Source organism: Sphingomonas rhamnosi (assembly GCF_036663615.1).
In the GTDB taxonomy this organism is placed as follows: Bacteria; Pseudomonadota; Alphaproteobacteria; order Sphingomonadales; family Sphingomonadaceae; genus Sphingomonas.
Window position 1 is genome coordinate 378219 of record NZ_JAXOJJ010000002.1, and the last position, 15386, is coordinate 393604.

Annotated in this window: 17 protein-coding genes; 10 read left to right on the top strand and 7 right to left on the bottom strand. The window is 66.6% G+C overall.

Going from position 1 to position 15386, the window contains the following annotated elements; genetic code table 11:
* Positions 1-164: 164 nt before the first annotated feature.
* Positions 165-569, bottom strand: a complete 405-nt coding sequence (locus U1701_RS06780) for a GFA family protein (protein ID WP_332781778.1) — start codon at positions 567-569, stop codon at positions 165-167.
* Positions 570-670: 101 nt separating this feature from the next.
* Here U1701_RS06780 and U1701_RS06785 point away from each other — a divergent pair, with 101 nt between their 5' ends.
* The 3 genes from U1701_RS06785 (at position 671) to U1701_RS06795 (ending at position 3916) form a co-directional block, all read left to right on the top strand.
* Complete coding sequence (locus U1701_RS06785; RefSeq protein WP_332781779.1) at positions 671-2953, top strand: ATP-dependent helicase; 2283 nt, start codon at positions 671-673, stop codon at positions 2951-2953.
* A gap of 121 nt (positions 2954-3074) precedes the next feature.
* Positions 3075-3317: a hypothetical protein gene (locus U1701_RS06790; RefSeq protein WP_332781780.1), complete on the top strand. Its 243-nt coding sequence runs from the start codon at positions 3075-3077 to the stop codon at positions 3315-3317.
* A 59-nt stretch (positions 3318-3376) separates the two neighbouring features.
* Positions 3377-3916: a glycine zipper 2TM domain-containing protein gene (locus tag U1701_RS06795; RefSeq protein WP_332781781.1), complete on the top strand. Its 540-nt coding sequence runs from the start codon at positions 3377-3379 to the stop codon at positions 3914-3916.
* A 45-nt stretch (positions 3917-3961) separates the two neighbouring features.
* Here the strand turns inward: U1701_RS06795 and U1701_RS06800 are convergent, their stop codons facing one another.
* Positions 3962-6067, bottom strand: a complete 2106-nt coding sequence (locus tag U1701_RS06800) for a prolyl oligopeptidase family serine peptidase (RefSeq protein WP_332781782.1) — start codon at positions 6065-6067, stop codon at positions 3962-3964.
* A 56-nt stretch (positions 6068-6123) separates the two neighbouring features.
* On the opposite strand from U1701_RS06800, the gene U1701_RS06805 reads away from it, so the two are divergent.
* Positions 6124-7521, top strand: a complete 1398-nt coding sequence (locus tag U1701_RS06805; protein WP_332781783.1) for an MFS transporter — start codon at positions 6124-6126, stop codon at positions 7519-7521.
* Between the two features lie 100 nt (positions 7522-7621).
* Here U1701_RS06805 and U1701_RS06810 read toward each other — a convergent pair whose 3' ends face one another.
* Entirely contained in the window at positions 7622-9337 is a 1716-nt protein-coding gene (locus U1701_RS06810; protein WP_332781784.1) for a DUF885 domain-containing protein, read from the bottom strand.
* Positions 9338-9453: 116 nt separating this feature from the next.
* Between U1701_RS06810 and U1701_RS06815 the strand changes: the two genes are divergently transcribed.
* The gene (locus U1701_RS06815) at positions 9454-10278 is read left to right on the top strand and encodes an alpha/beta fold hydrolase (protein WP_332781785.1); all 825 of its coding nucleotides are present in this window, start codon (positions 9454-9456) and stop codon (positions 10276-10278) included.
* Positions 10279-10409: 131 nt separating this feature from the next.
* Here the strand turns inward: U1701_RS06815 and U1701_RS06820 are convergent, their stop codons facing one another.
* Together U1701_RS06820 and eno are read right to left on the bottom strand one after the other, a co-directional pair.
* Entirely contained in the window at positions 10410-10733 is a 324-nt protein-coding gene (locus U1701_RS06820) for an FtsB family cell division protein (protein WP_332781786.1), read from the bottom strand.
* A gap of 14 nt (positions 10734-10747) precedes the next feature.
* Positions 10748-12028, bottom strand: coding sequence for a phosphopyruvate hydratase (eno, locus tag U1701_RS06825; RefSeq protein WP_332781787.1), 1281 nt, complete (start codon positions 12026-12028; stop codon positions 10748-10750).
* 143 nt (positions 12029-12171) lie between these two features.
* Here eno and U1701_RS06830 point away from each other — a divergent pair, with 143 nt between their 5' ends.
* The 5 genes from U1701_RS06830 to U1701_RS06850 all read left to right on the top strand — a co-directional run bounded on the left by U1701_RS06830 (position 12172) and on the right by U1701_RS06850 (position 14142).
* Entirely contained in the window at positions 12172-12735 is a 564-nt protein-coding gene (locus tag U1701_RS06830; protein WP_332781788.1) for a hypothetical protein, read from the top strand.
* A 4-nt stretch (positions 12736-12739) separates the two neighbouring features.
* Positions 12740-13090, top strand: coding sequence for a phage holin family protein (locus tag U1701_RS06835; protein ID WP_332781789.1), 351 nt, complete (start codon positions 12740-12742; stop codon positions 13088-13090).
* Entirely contained in the window at positions 13087-13392 is a 306-nt protein-coding gene (locus U1701_RS06840) for a DUF3618 domain-containing protein (protein ID WP_332781790.1), read from the top strand. Before U1701_RS06835 ends, U1701_RS06840 begins: the two co-directional genes overlap by 4 nt.
* A 44-nt stretch (positions 13393-13436) precedes the next feature.
* On the top strand, positions 13437-13847 hold the full coding sequence (locus U1701_RS06845) for a hypothetical protein (protein WP_332781791.1): 411 nt from the start codon (positions 13437-13439) through the stop codon (positions 13845-13847).
* A 64-nt stretch (positions 13848-13911) separates the two neighbouring features.
* Positions 13912-14142, top strand: a complete 231-nt coding sequence (locus tag U1701_RS06850) for a DUF4170 domain-containing protein (protein WP_332781792.1) — start codon at positions 13912-13914, stop codon at positions 14140-14142.
* Positions 14143-14255: 113 nt separating this feature from the next.
* Here the strand turns inward: U1701_RS06850 and U1701_RS06855 are convergent, their stop codons facing one another.
* Together U1701_RS06855 and greA are read right to left on the bottom strand one after the other, a co-directional pair.
* Positions 14256-14891, bottom strand: a complete 636-nt coding sequence (locus tag U1701_RS06855; RefSeq protein ID WP_332781793.1) for a rhomboid family intramembrane serine protease — start codon at positions 14889-14891, stop codon at positions 14256-14258.
* A 1-nt stretch (position 14892) separates the two neighbouring features.
* Entirely contained in the window at positions 14893-15369 is a 477-nt protein-coding gene (gene greA / locus U1701_RS06860; protein WP_332781794.1) for a transcription elongation factor GreA, read from the bottom strand.
* Between the last annotated feature and the right edge of the window lie 17 nt (positions 15370-15386).

Below are 15386 nucleotides of genomic sequence, written 5' to 3' on the forward strand. Positions count from 1 at the left end.
TCGCCGCGGCACCCGAGAACGGGGACCTACGCAAGCGCTTGTCTTCCCCTCGTCATCCCAGCGAAGGCGGGGATCTCCTCGGGCAGAAGCGTCGCGCCAGCCGCAGGAGATCCCGACCTTCGCGGGGGTGACGGATACCGGGCGCTCTTGGACAGCCGCTCCCGTCACATCCCCGGATATCGCTCGAACACCGGCAGCAGGTCGATGCTCTTCATCCAGGCCAACCGCTCAGCAACCTGGATGTGCGCGTCGGGCGCGACCGCTTCCACGTCGTCGAGCGTGCACGACTGGATATCGATGATCCCCGGCAGCATTTCCGCATTGGTATAGAACAGCCCGGTCCCGCACCGCCCGCAAAACTGCCGCCGCCCGCTCGCCGACGATTCATACGTCGTCGGATTTCCGGTCACGCTCACCTGGTCCGCCTTGAAGGCGATCCACCCGACCATCGGCGCGCCCGCACTCCCGCGGCAGTCCGAGCAATGGCACAGCGCATGATGCTGGGGTTGCCCCTCCGCTTCGTACCGCACCGCACCGCAATGACACCCGCCCGTCAACCCGTCGCTCATCGAATCGCCTCCCATTGTTTCCCGTTTTGTTCCACAACTTCGGTGGGTCTGCAAGGCTTCCGTGCTTGCCCCAACCGTCGCCGTTCCCTACCTGTTCACCGGTGAACCAGCTCGCCCAGACCGCCCAAGCCGACCCGCCCTATCTCCGCGGCCTCAACCCGCCGCAGCGCGAGGCGGTGCTGACCACCGACGGCCCGGTGCTGATCATCGCCGGCGCCGGCACCGGCAAGACCGCCGCGCTCACGGCGCGGCTCGCGCACCTGATCTTCACGCGAAAGGCGTGGCCGAGCGAGATTCTCTCGGTCACCTTCACCAACAAGGCGGCGCGCGAGATGCGCGAGCGGGTCGGCCGGCTGGTCGGCGACGCGGTCGAGGGGATGCCGTGGCTCGGCACCTTCCACGCGATCGCCGCCAAGATGCTGCGCCGCCATGCCGAGCTCGTCGGGTTGCAATCGAACTTCACGATCCTCGACACCGACGACCAGCTGCGGCTGCTGAAACAGCTGATCCTGGCCGCCGATATCGACGAGAAGCGTTTCCCGGCGCGCTCGCTCGCCGGGCTGATCGACCAGTGGAAGAACAAGGGCCTCGTCCCCGCCGACATCGATGCCGGTGAGAGCGAACGCTACGCCAACGGCCGCGGCGGCGAGCTCTACCAGCAATACCAGGCCCGCCTGATCGCGCTCAACGCGTGCGATTTCGGCGACCTGCTGCTCCACATGCTCGTCATCCTGAAGCGCCACCGCGACGTGCTCGAACAGTATCAGACGCGCTTCAAATACATCATGGTCGACGAGTATCAGGACACCAACTCGTCCCAATATCTCTGGCTCCGCCTGCTCGCACAGGAGCGCAAGAACATCGCCTGCGTCGGCGACGACGACCAGTCGATCTATTCCTGGCGCGGCGCGCAGGTCGAGAACATTCTGAAGTTCGAGAAGGATTTCCCGGGCGCGAAGATCATACGCCTCGAACAGAATTACCGCAGCACGCCGCATATCCTCGGCGCCGCCTCTGGCGTGATCGCCAACAATGGCGGCCGCCTTGGCAAGCAGCTCTGGACCGAGCGCGACGTCGGCGAGAAGGTGAAAGTCATCGGCGTCTGGGACGGCCCCGAGGAAGCGCGCCGTGTCGGCGACGAGATCGACCTCGTCCGTCGCTCCGGCAAGACGCTCGACGAGGTCGCGATCTTGGTCCGCGCGCAGCATCAGACCCGCGAGTTCGAGGATCGCTTCATCGCGATCGGCATGCCGTACAAGATCGTCGGCGGCTTCCGCTTCTACGAACGTGCCGAAATCCGCGATGCGCTCGCCTATCTCCGCGTCGTCAACCAGCCGGCCGACGACCTCGCCTTCGAACGCATCGTCAACGTGCCGAAACGCGGATTGGGCGACAAGGCGGTCGCGCGCATCCACCAGCTCGCCCGCGCCACCGGCGTCCCGCTCACCACCGCCGCTGCCCGCATCCTCGACACCGACGAACTGACCGGCGCCGCGAAGAAGTCGCTGGGCCGCCTCGTCGGCGACATCGCGCGCTGGCGCGACATGGCGACCAGCCTGCCCCACGCCGAACTCGCGCGGCAGTTGCTCGACGAGAGCGGCTACACCGCGATGTACCAGGCCGAGAAATCGGTCGAGGCCACCGGCCGGCTGGAGAACCTCAGCGAACTGGTCCGCGCGATGGAGGAATATGACTCGCTCGGCGCGTTCCTCGAACACGTGTCGCTGGTCATGGACAATGAAGGCGGCGCGCAGGACCCGCAGGTCACGATCATGACCATCCACGCCGCGAAGGGCCTCGAATACGACACCGTCTTCCTGGTCGGTTGGGAAGAAGGCCTGTTCCCGTCGCAGCGCTCGCTCGACGAAGGCGGCGTCAAGAGCCTTGAGGAAGAGCGCCGCCTGGCGTACGTCGCGATCACCCGCGCGCGGCGCCTGGCGGTGATCATCCACGCCGCCAACCGCCGCATCTACGGCCAGTGGAATTCCTCGATCCCCAGCCGCTTCGTCGGCGAACTTCCGGCCGAGCATATCGAGGCGGAGACGACCATGTCGGGCGGCGCAAGCCTATGGCAGGCCAATTGGTCCGAAAAGGCCGACCCCTTCGCCGACGTCGCCCGCGGCACCGGCCGCGGCCCCGGCTGGCAGCGCGCGGCGAGCCCCGGCAGCAGCTTCTCGGCCGGCCCCTCCCGCGTCGTCGAGAGCCGCGCCAGCGCGGTCAGCCTCGGCAACAAGGGCCGCGACGATCTCAGCGTCGGCATGCGCGTGTTCCACCAGAAATTCGGCTATGGCGCGATCCTGGTGATCGAGGGCAACAAGCTCGAGATCGATTTCGAAAATGCCGGGCAAAAACGCGTGATGGACAGCTTCGTTACGTTGGGGTGAGCGGACGAGATTGCCGCCGGACCGAACCTGTACAGCAGCCGACAATGCCGTTCAGGAACGATGTCTGTTCGCCGCCGTACAAGGCCGGCATCCCCGATCGTCGGGACCGAAAGGAACGCACATGAAGTTCACCCAGCTGATCGCCGCCGGCCTTGCCGTCGCCACCCTCAGCATCGGCGTCGCCGCCCCCGCCGAGGCGCAGCGCTATGATCGCGGCTATAGTCAGGATCACCGCGGCAACGACCACCACGATCGTCGCGATGACCGCCGCTTCCGTGGCCGCGGCTATGACCGGCATCATGGCTACAGCCAGCGCTGCCGCACCGAATGGCGCCATCATCGCCGCGTGCAGATCTGCCGCTGACGAAACCTGCGGGCGGTGGCATAATGCCGCCGCCCGTATCTGATGTGAAAGGACCGAGAATGCGTCTGCCCGTCACCCTGTCGCTGATCGCCGCGACCTGCCTCGCCGCCGCCGCGCCCGCCGTCGCGCAAAGTTCCGCCGACGATGCGCGCTTCGCGCAGGCGCAGAGCCGATTCGACCGCGAATACCAGCTCTACCGCCAGGAAGCCGATCGCTACCGCTCAGCACGCAGCGGCTATCAGAACCAGAGCGGCCCCTACCGCCAGGCGCCGGACGCACGCTACGACAACCAGAATTATGCCGATGAGCGCGACGAGGGCAATTACGACCCCGCCCGCGATTACCGGGTCGGCCCGAATTACCGCGAGCGCGTGCTGAGCAACGACGACCGCGTCTATGCCGGCCAGGATGGCAAATATTACTGCAAGCGCGGTGACGGTACCACCGGTCTCATCGTCGGCGCGGCGGGTGGCGGCATCCTCGGCAACGTCATCGACGGCGGCCGCTCGCGCACCGTCGGCACGCTACTCGGCGCAGCGGTCGGCGGGCTCGCCGGCCGTGCGGTCGATCAGAACAACGCGCAGGTCCGCTGCCGCTAAGACCTATGCCGTCATCCTGACCGGTGTCAGGATGACGGCAGATCGCTATTTCGCTGGTCCCATCAGCTTCTGCGCGAAATAGGTCATCTGCAGCGCCTGCAGCCGCGCGCCCTGCGCAATATCCGCATCGCCCGAATGCCCGCCCGCCGTGTCCTCGTAGAACAGATAGGGCAGCCCATACTCCTTCAGCCGCGCCGCGAATTTGCGTGCATGCTGAGGCCCGACGCGGTCGTCCTTGGTCGTCGTCCAGATGTATGGCTCCGGATACGCCACCCCCTTCTTGATGTTCTGATAGGGCGAAATCGTCTCGAGGAACGCCTTTTCCTCAGGCACCGAGACGGATCCGTACTCGTCGACCCACGACGCGCCGGCCGCGATCCCCTCGTAGCGGATCATGTCGAGGAGCGGCACCTGGATGGTCACCGCTTTCCACAGATCGGGATGCTGATTGAACTCGACGCCCATCAGCAGCCCGCCGTTGGACCCGCCATAGATGCCGAGCTTCGCCGGACTGGTAAGTTTCCGCGCGAACAGGTCCTTCGCGACCGCGGCGAAATCGTCGTAGATCACCTGCCGCTTGGTCTTACGGCCCGCATCGTGCCACGCGGGGCCGAACTCACCGCCGCCGCGGATGTTGGCGAGCACATAGCTGCCACCGCGCTCGAGCCAAAGCTTGCCGGTCGACCCCGAATAGCTCGGGGTCATCGACACCTCGAACCCGCCATAGGCGGTCATGATCGTCGGCGTCGCGCCGTCGAGTGCGATGCCCTTCTTGTGGACGACGAAATACGGCACCTTCGTCCCGTCGGTGGACGTCGCCTCGAACTGTTCGACGACATCGCCCGATGCGTCGAACTTTGCCGGCAGCGTCTTGATCGACTTGGGCGCGCCGCCTGCGGCGTCCAGCGTCCACAGCGAGGTCGGCGTCAGGAAGCCGGTGACGGTCAGATAGGCATGGTCGCTGCGGTCGCTGCTGCTCGCCACATCGATCGAGGCATTGTCGGGCAGCGTCAGCGGCGCAGACGTCCAGCCCTTCGCACCATGCGAGAACACCATCGCGCGGCCGCGGACATTGTCGGTGACGACCGCGATCAGCTTCGATTTCGTCCCCGCGACGCCGTCGACCGATTGCCGTGCGTTCGGTGCGAAGATCACCGTCGGCGTCATCGTGCCACGCTCGACATCGGCGAGCGGCACCGACGCGATCGCGCCGGCGGGCACCTTGCCCCAGGGCTCGCTGGTCGAGAAGATCACCTGCCCGTCAACCAGGGCGACCGGGAAGGTCCGCGGCGGCAGTGCCAGCGGCTTGATCCCGGTCGGCGTCCACAACAGCTTGTCCGCGCCGAAGAAGGTCGAACGGCGCTGGATCACGACCAGCCGATTGCCCTTGTCGTCGGTCAGCACGTTGGCGCCGGTGCTGCCCTGGTCCGTCGCCGCACCGCGATACACCTCGGTCGCGGCGGTCAGCGGTTGCCCGCGCTTCACCTGCTTCATCACGAACGCATAGCTCGACGCGGTCGTCGTGCCCGGACCCCAGTCGCGCGCCACCAGCAACGTGTCCTTGTCGACCCAGGTCGCATCCTGCTTCGACGTCGGCAGCGAAAAGCCGTTGGCCACGAACTGCCCGGTCGAAAGGTCGAATTCGCGATACGTCACCGCGTCCTCGCCGCCCTCGGACAACGCGACCAGACACAGCCGCTCCTCGGGTTGCAGGCAGGTCGCACCCTTCCACACCCATTGCTTGCCCTCGGCCTTGCCGAGCGCGTCGAGGTCTAGCGCGACCGTCCAGTTCGGCGCGGCGGTCGCGTAGTCCGCCTCGCTGGTCCAGCGCCACAGGCCGTGCGGGTGCTCGGCATCGCGCCAGAAATTATAGATCCGCCCAAAGCGCTGGTCGGGCATCGGGATGCGGTCCTTGGCCGACGCGATCGCCAGCGCCTCGGCATGGAAGGTCGCGTAGCGCGGGTCGTTCTGCAGCCGCGGCAGCGTCTTGGCGTTTTCGGCCTCGACCCAGGCGAGCGGCTTCGCGCCGTCCTTGTCCTCGAGCCAGATATAGGGGTCGGTGGCATCGTTCTTGGTCATCGTCGCCGTTTGCGCGACCGCGCTGCCGCTCGCAAGCAATGCCGCTACTGCCGAAACCCAAATACGCCGCATATCAGAACTCTCCACCGGACCCGGAACAAGTCAGAGGTGACGGAGTAGGGCCTCAGATGCAAGACGGCCTTCCCAAACCTCGCCGCTATCTCGCCGTCGCGGCGATTTCCGCCGGCACCGCGCTGACGATCATCGACGGCGGCATCGCGACCGTCGCGCTTCCGACGATCGCCCGCGACCTGTCCGTCGACAGCAGCGCGGTGGTGACCGTGGTCACGGTCTATCAGCTGATCCTCGCGATGGCGCTGCTTCCCTTTTCGGGGCTCGGCGACCGCATCGGGCTGAAGCGGATGTACCAATATGGCCAGCTGCTCTTCACGGTCGCGACGCTCCTCTGCTTCTTCGCCAAGAGCCTCCCCTTCCTGCTCGTCGTGCGCGCAGCGCAGGCGCTGGGGGCGGCCGCGGCGCTCAGCGTATCGTCGGCGCTGATCCGGTCGATCTATCCCGCCAAGCAGCTCGGTCGCGGTCTCGGGATCAACTCGGTCGTGGTGTCGAGCTCGGCGGCGCTTGCGCCGACGCTGGGCGGGCTCGTGCTGGCCATCGCGCCCTGGCCCTGGGTGTTCGCCAGCGCGGTACCATTCGCGGTTCTCAGCCTTGTGCTCGGCCGCTCCCTGCCCGACCCAATCCCGCGCGAGGAGAAGTTCGACGTGCTGGGCGCCGTGATGTGCGCGGCGATGTTCGGGCTGGTCATCGGCGGCGCCGAGACCGCGGTGCACGGCAACAGCCCGGTGGTGTCCGCCGCCATCGTGGTGACGGGCATGCTGATCGGCTATTATTTTGTCCGGCGTGAGCGCGGCGAGCCGCAACCGATCCTGCCGATCGACCTGCTCGCGCGGCCCGTGCTCGCGCTGTCGGCGATCGGCGCGTTCACCGCGTTCGTCGCCTCGATGACGTTGCTGCTGTCGACGCCGTTCCGACTGACGCAAGGCTTCGGCTGGACCGCGGCCGAGGTTGGCGCGGCGATCGCGCCGTGGCCGCTGACCAACATGATCGTCGCGCCGCTCGCGGGCTGGCTGTCGGACCGCTACCCCGCCGGCATCCTCGGCGGGATCGGCATGAGCATCTCGATCGTCGCGCTGGCGCTGATCGCGTTCATGCCCGCGGACCCGAGCTATTTCGACGTCGCCTGGCGAATGGCGCTGTGCGGATCGGGCTTCGGGATGTTCATGCCGCCCAATGCCCGCCTGATTATCGGCAGTGCCCCGCGCGAACGCGCCGCCGCGGCGGGCGGGCTAGTGTCGACGGTGCGCCTCGTCGGGCAGACCACCGGCGCGACGCTGGTGGCGGCGTTGCTGGCGATCGGGGTCGGCGCGGGGAAGACCCCGCCGCTTGTCGCGGCTGGGTTGGCGCTGGTCGCCGGCCTATGCAGCGTCGCGCGCCTGCGCCCCTCGATCCGCAACCCACCCACGGAAGAGGCGGTGGACGTGCAACCAGCGCAGACGACGGTCCGCTAGCCTCTCCATCACCGTCACCCCGGGCTCGACCCGGGGTCCCGCTTCTTCTCGCGAAGTCGACAGCGGGACCCCGTCTCGAAGCCGGGGTAACGGGCGACGCCTAAAACGCCGCCGTCGCCTTCGCCTCGCCCATCATCGCCTGGCGCACCAGCGGGATCGGCGGGCCGCCAAAGCTCAAGAACTGGTCGTGGAACGCCTTCCACGACGCGCGCCCACCATGCGTGGCGGTCCAGTCGGCACGCAGCCTGCGGATCATCAGCTTGCCGAGCGTATAGTTCAGATAGGCCGGGTCGTACGTCCCCCGCGCCGCCTGCTGCTTGGCATTGCCCTCGTCCTGATAACATTGGTCGACGAACATCCGGAACGACTGGTCCTGCGTCATGCCGCGCGCATGCATGCCGATCGCCGACAGATAGCGGCAGTCGCGCAGCAGGGCGTTGGAGATCTGGCCGACATGCGTCTCGGGATCGCCGTTGTTCAGCCCCGCCTCCCACATCATTTCCTCGGCATAATGCGCCCAGCCCTCGGCATAGGCATAGCCGACGAACAACTGCCCGAAGAGCGACGGCGAGCGGTTGGCATGCAGGAACTGCAGGAAATGGCCCGGCATCACCTCGTGCACCGACGTGAACAGCAGGTCCTGCTTGCCGGGCACGAACGCGTCCTGCACCGCCTTGGTCCAGCTCGGGTCGGGCGGCGAGATGTAATAGACCGAGGGGATGCCCTTCTCGAACGGTCCCGCCGGGTCGATATAGGCCGAATTTTGGCGGTTATAGGGCGGGCTCTCCTCGACCAGCGCTTCCTCGGTGCCCGGGATCGTGACGAGGTCGTGGTCGACGACGAACTTGCGCAGCGTCGGAATTTGCCGCCGCGCCTCGGCGACCGGGCCGTCAGCCGGCTTGTTGGCGTTCATCTTCGCCATACAGTCGATGATCGACGCCCCCGGCGCGAATTTCCCGCACGCCTCCGCCAGCGCCGCCTGGTTGCGCCTGAGGTCGGCGCGGCCCGCGGCTTCCAGCGTCGCCAGCGGTGTATCGACTCCCTCGGTCGCCAGCACCATCCGCGAGAAGCGTTCCGCGCCGAGCGGGAACGCCTGCGTGGCGGTCGAGCGTTGCGCCGCGGTCCATGTCCCCAACGCTTTCATCGCCGCCGATGCGCGCGTCGCCGCGGCGGACAGCTGGGCCTGGAGCGCGGGATCCTTGACGCTGGCGAACGCCTTGACCGCGTCGCCCGCATAATAATCGGCAAAACCGTTGAACGCAGCCGTGCCGTAATCGACATAGCTCAGCGGCATCGGCGTCTTCAGGTTCGCGCGGATGTTCGCGGCCGCCGCGGGCACCTTTTGCAGGAACGCGGTCAGCGCCTTCATCCGCACCGATGCCGGCGCATAGTTGCGCGCGACATAGACATTGGGGTCCAGCCCCGCGCCGACATACCAGGCCGGATTGTTATGCGGCTGGTCGGCATCCTCGAGCCAGAACAGCTTTCCCTGGGCGACCTTGATCAGATAGTCGCGCTCGAACGCGTCCGCGCCCTTCAGCGTGGTGAACCCCCGCGCCCGGGTGATCGCCGCGCGCAGGAAATCGCCCTGAGTCTTCAGTCCGGCAGGGCTCCAGTCACCCAGGCCACCGTCGAAATCGTGACGCCCTTGATACACCGCATTGGCCGGGTCGATGCGGAACCAGCCCTCGATGAAGCCGTCGCGGAACCCCGCCCATCCGCTCTTCGCGGGAGTCGCGGCCATTGCCGGCGGTTCGCGCGACGGCGCCCCCACCAGCGCGAGCGCCGCAACCGACAGTGCAAGACCAAGCCGCATTCGAGTCTCCTGATTCGTGACGTGCGATGCTGGCAGACCGTGCTGGTCGGCGCCAGCGCGGAACGACGCTCTGGTCCGTCCGTTACCCAGGCGTAACTAGCAGCAAGGCGACAACGATGCCCTACATCAAAACCCGCGACGGTACCGATCTCTACGTCAAGGATTGGGGCAGCGGCCGCCCGGTCGTGCTGATCCATGGCTGGCCCTTGTCCTCGGACAGCTGGGACGCGCAGGCCATGGCGCTTGCCGACGCAGGCTTCCGCGCGATCGCGTACGACCGTCGCGGGTTCGGCCGATCGGCCCAGCCCTGGACCGGTTATGATTACGACACGCTGACCGATGACCTGGCCGACGTGATGGAAGCCACAGGCGCGACTGAGGACGCGACGTTGGTGGGGTTCTCGATGGGCGGCGGCGAAGTCGCGCGCTACATGAGCCGCCATGACGGCAAGGGCGTCGTCGCCGCAGGGTTGATCGCCTCGGTCGTCCCGTACATGCTCAAGACCGATGACAATCCGCACGGCGTGCCAGAGGCGCAGCTTCAGGCGATCGGTGCCGGGATCAAGGAGGATCGCCCGGCGTTCTTCCGTACCTTCCTGCAGCAGTTCTTCGGGGTCGGGTTCATCACCTCGCCGGTCAGCGACGAGATCGTCGACTGGGCCTGGCGCCTTGCGATGCAGGCGGGGCTCAAGCCGACGCTGGCCTGCGCCGAATCGTTCGGCCACACCGACTTCCGCGCCGACCTCGCAGCGTTCCGCGTACCGACGCTGATCGTCCATGGCACCAGCGACAAGACCGTCCCCATCGACGCCACCGGCCGCGCCGCCGCGAAGGGCATCGCGGGTTCACAGCTCGTCGAATACGAGGGCGCGCCGCACGGCCTGACCGTGACGGAAAGCGAGCGCTTCACCAACGACCTGCTGACGTTTTTGGGACGCTGAATAAAACCCCTCTCCCTCCGGAGAGGGAAGGAGGCGCAAAGCGCCGGAAGGGTGAGGGCGACACGCGGATCGCCCTCACCCTTCCCACGGCTGCGCCGCGGGCCTCTTCCCTCTCCCGGAGCGAGAGGGAGTTAATTCCCCAGCGGAACGATCACCTCGTCCGGGTGCGCGACGTTCAGTTCTTTGCGGACCATTTCGTCGACCATGTCGGGGTTGGCATGATCAGGGTTGAGCAACGCCACCCGGTTCTTCAGCACCTCGCGCTTGCGATCGAGCGCCGCATAATGCTTTTCGCGTACCGCAAGCTGGCGCCGGTAGTCGCCGTACGCGAACATCCCGTTGGATCCGAGCACGGCATACGCCCCGAAGAACGCCATCAGCGTGAGGCCGACCGCGGGCCACATCGCCTTGCGCATCGTCTTCCGGAAGGTCGAACTCTTCGTCACACGTGCCATGCTCGGTCTCCGGATCAGCCGCCGATGAGGATGCTGCGCCCCGCATAGCGCGCGGCGTCGCCCAGCTCTTCCTCGATGCGGATCAGCTGGTTGTACTTGGCGAGCCGATCGCTGCGCGCGAGGCTGCCGGTCTTGATCTGTCCGCAATTGGTCGCGACCGCTAGGTCGGCGATCGTCGCGTCCTCGGTCTCGCCCGAACGGTGGCTCATCACGGCAGTATAGCGCGCGCGCTGCGCCATCGACACCGCCTCCAGCGTCTCGGTCAGCGTGCCGATCTGGTTGACCTTGACCAGCAGCGAGTTGGCGATGCCGCCGTCGATGCCGCGCTTCAGCCGCACCGGGTTGGTCACGAACAGGTCGTCGCCGACCAGCTGGATCTTGTCGCCGATCAGGTCGGTGAGCGCCTTCCAGCCCTCCCAATCATCCTCGGCCATGCCGTCTTCGACCGAGAAGATCGGGTAGCGCCGCGTCAGGTCGGCAAGATATTGGGCCATTTCGTGGCTGTCGAGGATGCGGCCCTCGCCCGAAATGTCGTACTTGCCGTTCTTGTAGAATTCGGTCGCCGCGCAATCGAGCGCGAGCATCACGTCCTCGCCGGGCGTGTAGCCGGCCTTCTCGATGCTCGACATGATGAAGTCGAGCGCTTCGGTGGTGCTGCCGATGTTGGGGGCGAAGCCGCCCTCGTCGCCGACGCTGGTCGACAGGCCCTTCTCGCTCAGGCCCTTCTTCAGCGTGTGGAAGATCTCCGAGCCGCAGCGAACCGCCTCGACGATGTTGGTCGCGCCGACCGGCACGATCATGAATTCCTGGAAATCGATCGGGTTGTCAGCATGCTCGCCGCCGTTGATGATGTTCATCATCGGCACCGGCAGCAGGTGCGCCTGCACGCCGCCGATATAGCGATACAGCGGCAGTCCGCGCGCCTCGGCTGCGGCCTTGGCGACTGCCAGGCTGACGCCGAGGATCGCGTTCGCGCCCAGGCGGCCCTTGTTCTCGGTGCCGTCCAGCTCGATCATCGCGCGGTCGAGATCGGCCTGGTCCTCGGCGTCCATGCCCAGCACGGCGTCGGTGATCTCTTCGTTGACCGCCTCGACGGCCTGATCGACGCCCTTGCCGCCCCAGCGGCTCTTGTCACCGTCGCGGCGCTCGACCGCCTCATGCGCGCCGGTCGATGCGCCCGACGGCACCGCCGCGCGACCGAAGCTGCCATCCTCGAGCAGTACGTCGACTTCGACCGTCGGGTTGCCACGGCTGTCGAGGATCTGCCGTGCATGAATGTCGATGATTGCGGTCACGTAACGATGCTCCTACGATTTGGCCGCGCGGGCCGTCGGGGCGGCTCTATCGCCTCGGACGATATCGAGCAATCGCACTGGCGCGATGGAACCGCGCGTCCCCCGCCGGGGTTGAGAACGCAACGTTTTTGAAAGGGATGTCCATGGCAGACAATGATGCAACGCCGATGAGCGACAACGACGTCTCGACCGCGACCGACGCGACGCCCGCGGCGCCGCTGAAGGGTGCCACGATCGGCAACGAGTCCGGCAAGCCCGATGGCGGCCAGAACAGCGGTGAACACGCCGACGGCGGCGCCAAGCCCGACGTGAAGCAGGCGATCCGCGAGAACGTGGGTAGCTACGGCACGCAGGCGGCTGACAAAGCACGCATGTTTGCCGAGGACGGCAAGGCCAAGGCGAGCGGCGCCCTCGATCAACTCGCGCAGATGCTCACCGATGCCGCGAGCCAGGTCGATGACAAGCTTGGCGCGCAATATGGCGGCTATGCACGGACCGCGGCGAGCAGCGTCACCGGCTTTTCGGAGCAGGTGAAGGCCAAGGACGTCGACGAGTTGATCGACGACGCGCGCGAGCTCGTGCGGAAAAGCCCGGGCGTCGCGATCGGTGCCGCAGCCGCACTCGGGTTCGTCGTCGCCCGACTGATCCAGTCGGGGCTCGAGTCCACGACGAGCAGCACGCCCGACTCCGACGCGAACAAGGCCTGAGCCGTTGCCAGACCCCGCGACCTATCTGCCCGACCATGACGAGGCGCTACCCGAACTGGTGACGCGCCTCGTCGGTGAGACGCGTGCGCTCGCCGGGGCCGAAGTCGCGGTCTACAAGGCGAAGTTCGGCATCACCCTGGCGGCGTACAAGACGGCGGCGATGTTCTTCGCGGTTGCGGGGACGCTGGCATTCGCAGCGCTGATCGCGTTGTTGGTCGGGGCGATCATGGCGCTCTCGACGATCATGCATCCCGGTTGGGCGACAGCGATCGTCGTCGGCGTCGTCTTGGTAATCGCAGGGATCCTGGGATTCGTCGGAAAATCAAAACTCACACCGCGGGGACCGACGTCATGACCGCACCGATCGAACTCTCGCAAGTCGAACGCGACCGCGACGCGGCGCGCGCCCGCGTCGCCCGAACGCTGGGCGAGTTGCAGGAGCGGCTCAACCCGAAGACGCTGGCCCGCAAGGCGGCGCGCGACTTGACCGAAGCGGGAACCGTGCTCGCCGACAAAAGCGCGCATACCTTGAAGCGTAACCCCGGCACAGTCGCGGGCGTGACCGCGCTCGCCGGCCTGTTTCTCGCACGCCACCGAATCTTCGGTCTGTTCCGCCGCAAACCGCGGGACCAAATCGACCCCGACGGCATTCTTTGATCCCGCATTTTGAATTTATGCCTGCCGACGAAAAGGACAGCATCATGACCAACACGAACTCAGATCACGAGACGACCGGCAACCTGCGCGACACCGTGTCGCAGGCCTACCACACTGGCGTCGACAAGGCATCGGACGCCGTCCACGGCCTCGAATCCAGCCCGGTCGGCATCCTCGTCGGCGGCCTTGCCGTCGGCATCCTCGCTGGCGCGCTTCTGCCGCGGTCGCAGCGTGAGAAGGACCTGCTCGCGCCGGTCGGCCAGCGCATCGGCGACAGCGCGCGCGCGGCCGTACAGGCAGCACGCGAAGCCGGTCAGGCCGAGCTTGAGAGCCGTGGCCTGACCAAGGACGGCGCACGCGACCAGGCCCGCGGGCTCGTCGAGGGCGTATTTCAGGCAGTCTCGACTGCCGGTGCTGCAGCTGCGAAGGGCGCGACGAAAAAGGCGGACGTCTAAGGGTATAATCCGGCCGCCGAACGCGTTAGGAGGCCTGCGAACCCCTCATCAGGAAAGCAGGCGCATGAGCAAGCTCCACCTCGTATTCGGCGGCCGCGTCAGCGATCCGCGGACGCTCGACTTCAACGATCTGAGTGCAATCGAATTCGTCGGCGTGTTCCCCGACTATGCCAGTGCTGAGAAGGCGTGGCGTGCTGCAGCGCAGCGGACGGTCGACGATGCAGAGATGAAATTTGTCGTCGTCCATCTTCACCGTATGATGGAACCGAACCTGACCACAACGCCGGCCGCGTAACCCCTGTTCTCCCGCGAAAGCGGGAGTCCAGCGCTTCGACGCGGTAGACGTCGGCTTACGCCAATAGCTGGAAGCGCCACGGCCTTGTGGGTAGATGGCAGCGCTTCTGCGGCCTAGGCAGCGCGGTACCGCCACATCAGCAACGGCCGCGCGAGGATCAGTCCCGCAACGAACCCGCCGATGTGCGCGCCGATCGCGATCGTGGCACCGCCGAACCCGGCTAATCCGGTCAGCAGCTGGATCCCGACCCAAGCGGCTGCCAGCCACGCGACATGCACGACACCGGCGGGCACCGGCCCGATCGCCTTTGCCTGCCGCACACCATAAAGCAGCGCATAGGCCCCGACGATCGCGGAGACCGCGCCGCTCGCCCCGATCATCGGCGCCAGAGACTCCGGCCCGAACGCCCAATGGCCCGCTGCCGCGGCATAGGCACCGACCACGTAGAGAACCACGACGCCAGCCGACCCGATCGCGCGCTCGACGGCCTGGCCGCAGAACACCAACATGACCACATTGAGCGCGACATGCGCGAGGCCACCATGGATCAGCGTCGCGGTCAGCGGCGTCGCCCAGACCGGGACGGCAAAGCCATGCGCCTCCGGCGTCAGCACGCCCTCGAGCCGAAACGGAATGAACCCGGCGTTCACGGCCCACCAGGGCAACGTGTCCGTCAGCAGGATCAACCCCGAGGCGACCAGCGTCGCGATCGTCAGGATCGCCGTCGCCCGCGCCTCGAAGAAGCTCATGTCAGATGAATTCGATCTTCGAGACGACGTAGTAGCGATCGCCCGACGGCACCGTGACCTCGACCTCTTCGTCGAGCTTGCGCCCGATCAGCCCGCGGCCGAGCGGCGAATTGTATGAGATCCGGCCGGTCTTGGCGTTCGCCTCGGTCTGGCCGACGATCTGATACTTTACCGGCTTGTCGTTCTCGTCGAGCAGCGTGACGGTCGCGCCGAACACGACCTTGTCGCCCGATAGGTCCTTCGGATCGATGATCTGCGCACGCGACAGCTTGTCCTCGATGTCCGAGATCGATGCCTCGACCTGGCCCTGGCGTTCCTTGGCGGCATGATATTCCGCGTTCTCGCTCAGGTCGCCATGCGCCCGCGCTTCCTCGATCGCGTCGACGATCGTCGGACGTTCGGCCTTCAGGCGCTTGAGATCCGCATTCAGCGTCTCATAGCCTTCCTGCAGCATCGGCATCTTCTCGACTGTCGCCATGTCTTGGTCCCCAAATC

Bases quoted from the DNA above. Each gene is read 5' to 3' on its own strand.
- U1701_RS06780 (WP_332781778.1), bottom strand. From the start codon at position 569: ATGAGCGACGGGTTGACGGGCGGGTGTCATTGCGGTGCGGTGCGGTAC.
- U1701_RS06790 (WP_332781780.1), top strand. From the start codon at position 3,075: ATGAAGTTCACCCAGCTGATCGCCGCCGGCCTTGCCGTCGCCACCCTC.
- U1701_RS06795 (WP_332781781.1), top strand. From the start codon at position 3,377: ATGCGTCTGCCCGTCACCCTGTCGCTGATCGCCGCGACCTGCCTCGCC.
- U1701_RS06800 (WP_332781782.1), bottom strand. From the start codon at position 6,067: ATGCGGCGTATTTGGGTTTCGGCAGTAGCGGCATTGCTTGCGAGCGGC.
- U1701_RS06805 (WP_332781783.1), top strand. From the start codon at position 6,124: ATGCAAGACGGCCTTCCCAAACCTCGCCGCTATCTCGCCGTCGCGGCG.
- U1701_RS06810 (WP_332781784.1), bottom strand. From the start codon at position 9,337: ATGCGGCTTGGTCTTGCACTGTCGGTTGCGGCGCTCGCGCTGGTGGGG.
- U1701_RS06815 (WP_332781785.1), top strand. From the start codon at position 9,454: ATGCCCTACATCAAAACCCGCGACGGTACCGATCTCTACGTCAAGGAT.
- U1701_RS06820 (WP_332781786.1), bottom strand. From the start codon at position 10,733: ATGGCACGTGTGACGAAGAGTTCGACCTTCCGGAAGACGATGCGCAAG.
- U1701_RS06830 (WP_332781788.1), top strand. From the start codon at position 12,172: ATGGCAGACAATGATGCAACGCCGATGAGCGACAACGACGTCTCGACC.
- U1701_RS06840 (WP_332781790.1), top strand. From the start codon at position 13,087: ATGACCGCACCGATCGAACTCTCGCAAGTCGAACGCGACCGCGACGCG.
- U1701_RS06845 (WP_332781791.1), top strand. From the start codon at position 13,437: ATGACCAACACGAACTCAGATCACGAGACGACCGGCAACCTGCGCGAC.
- U1701_RS06850 (WP_332781792.1), top strand. From the start codon at position 13,912: ATGAGCAAGCTCCACCTCGTATTCGGCGGCCGCGTCAGCGATCCGCGG.
- U1701_RS06855 (WP_332781793.1), bottom strand. From the start codon at position 14,891: ATGAGCTTCTTCGAGGCGCGGGCGACGGCGATCCTGACGATCGCGACG.
- greA (WP_332781794.1), bottom strand. From the start codon at position 15,369: ATGGCGACAGTCGAGAAGATGCCGATGCTGCAGGAAGGCTATGAGACG.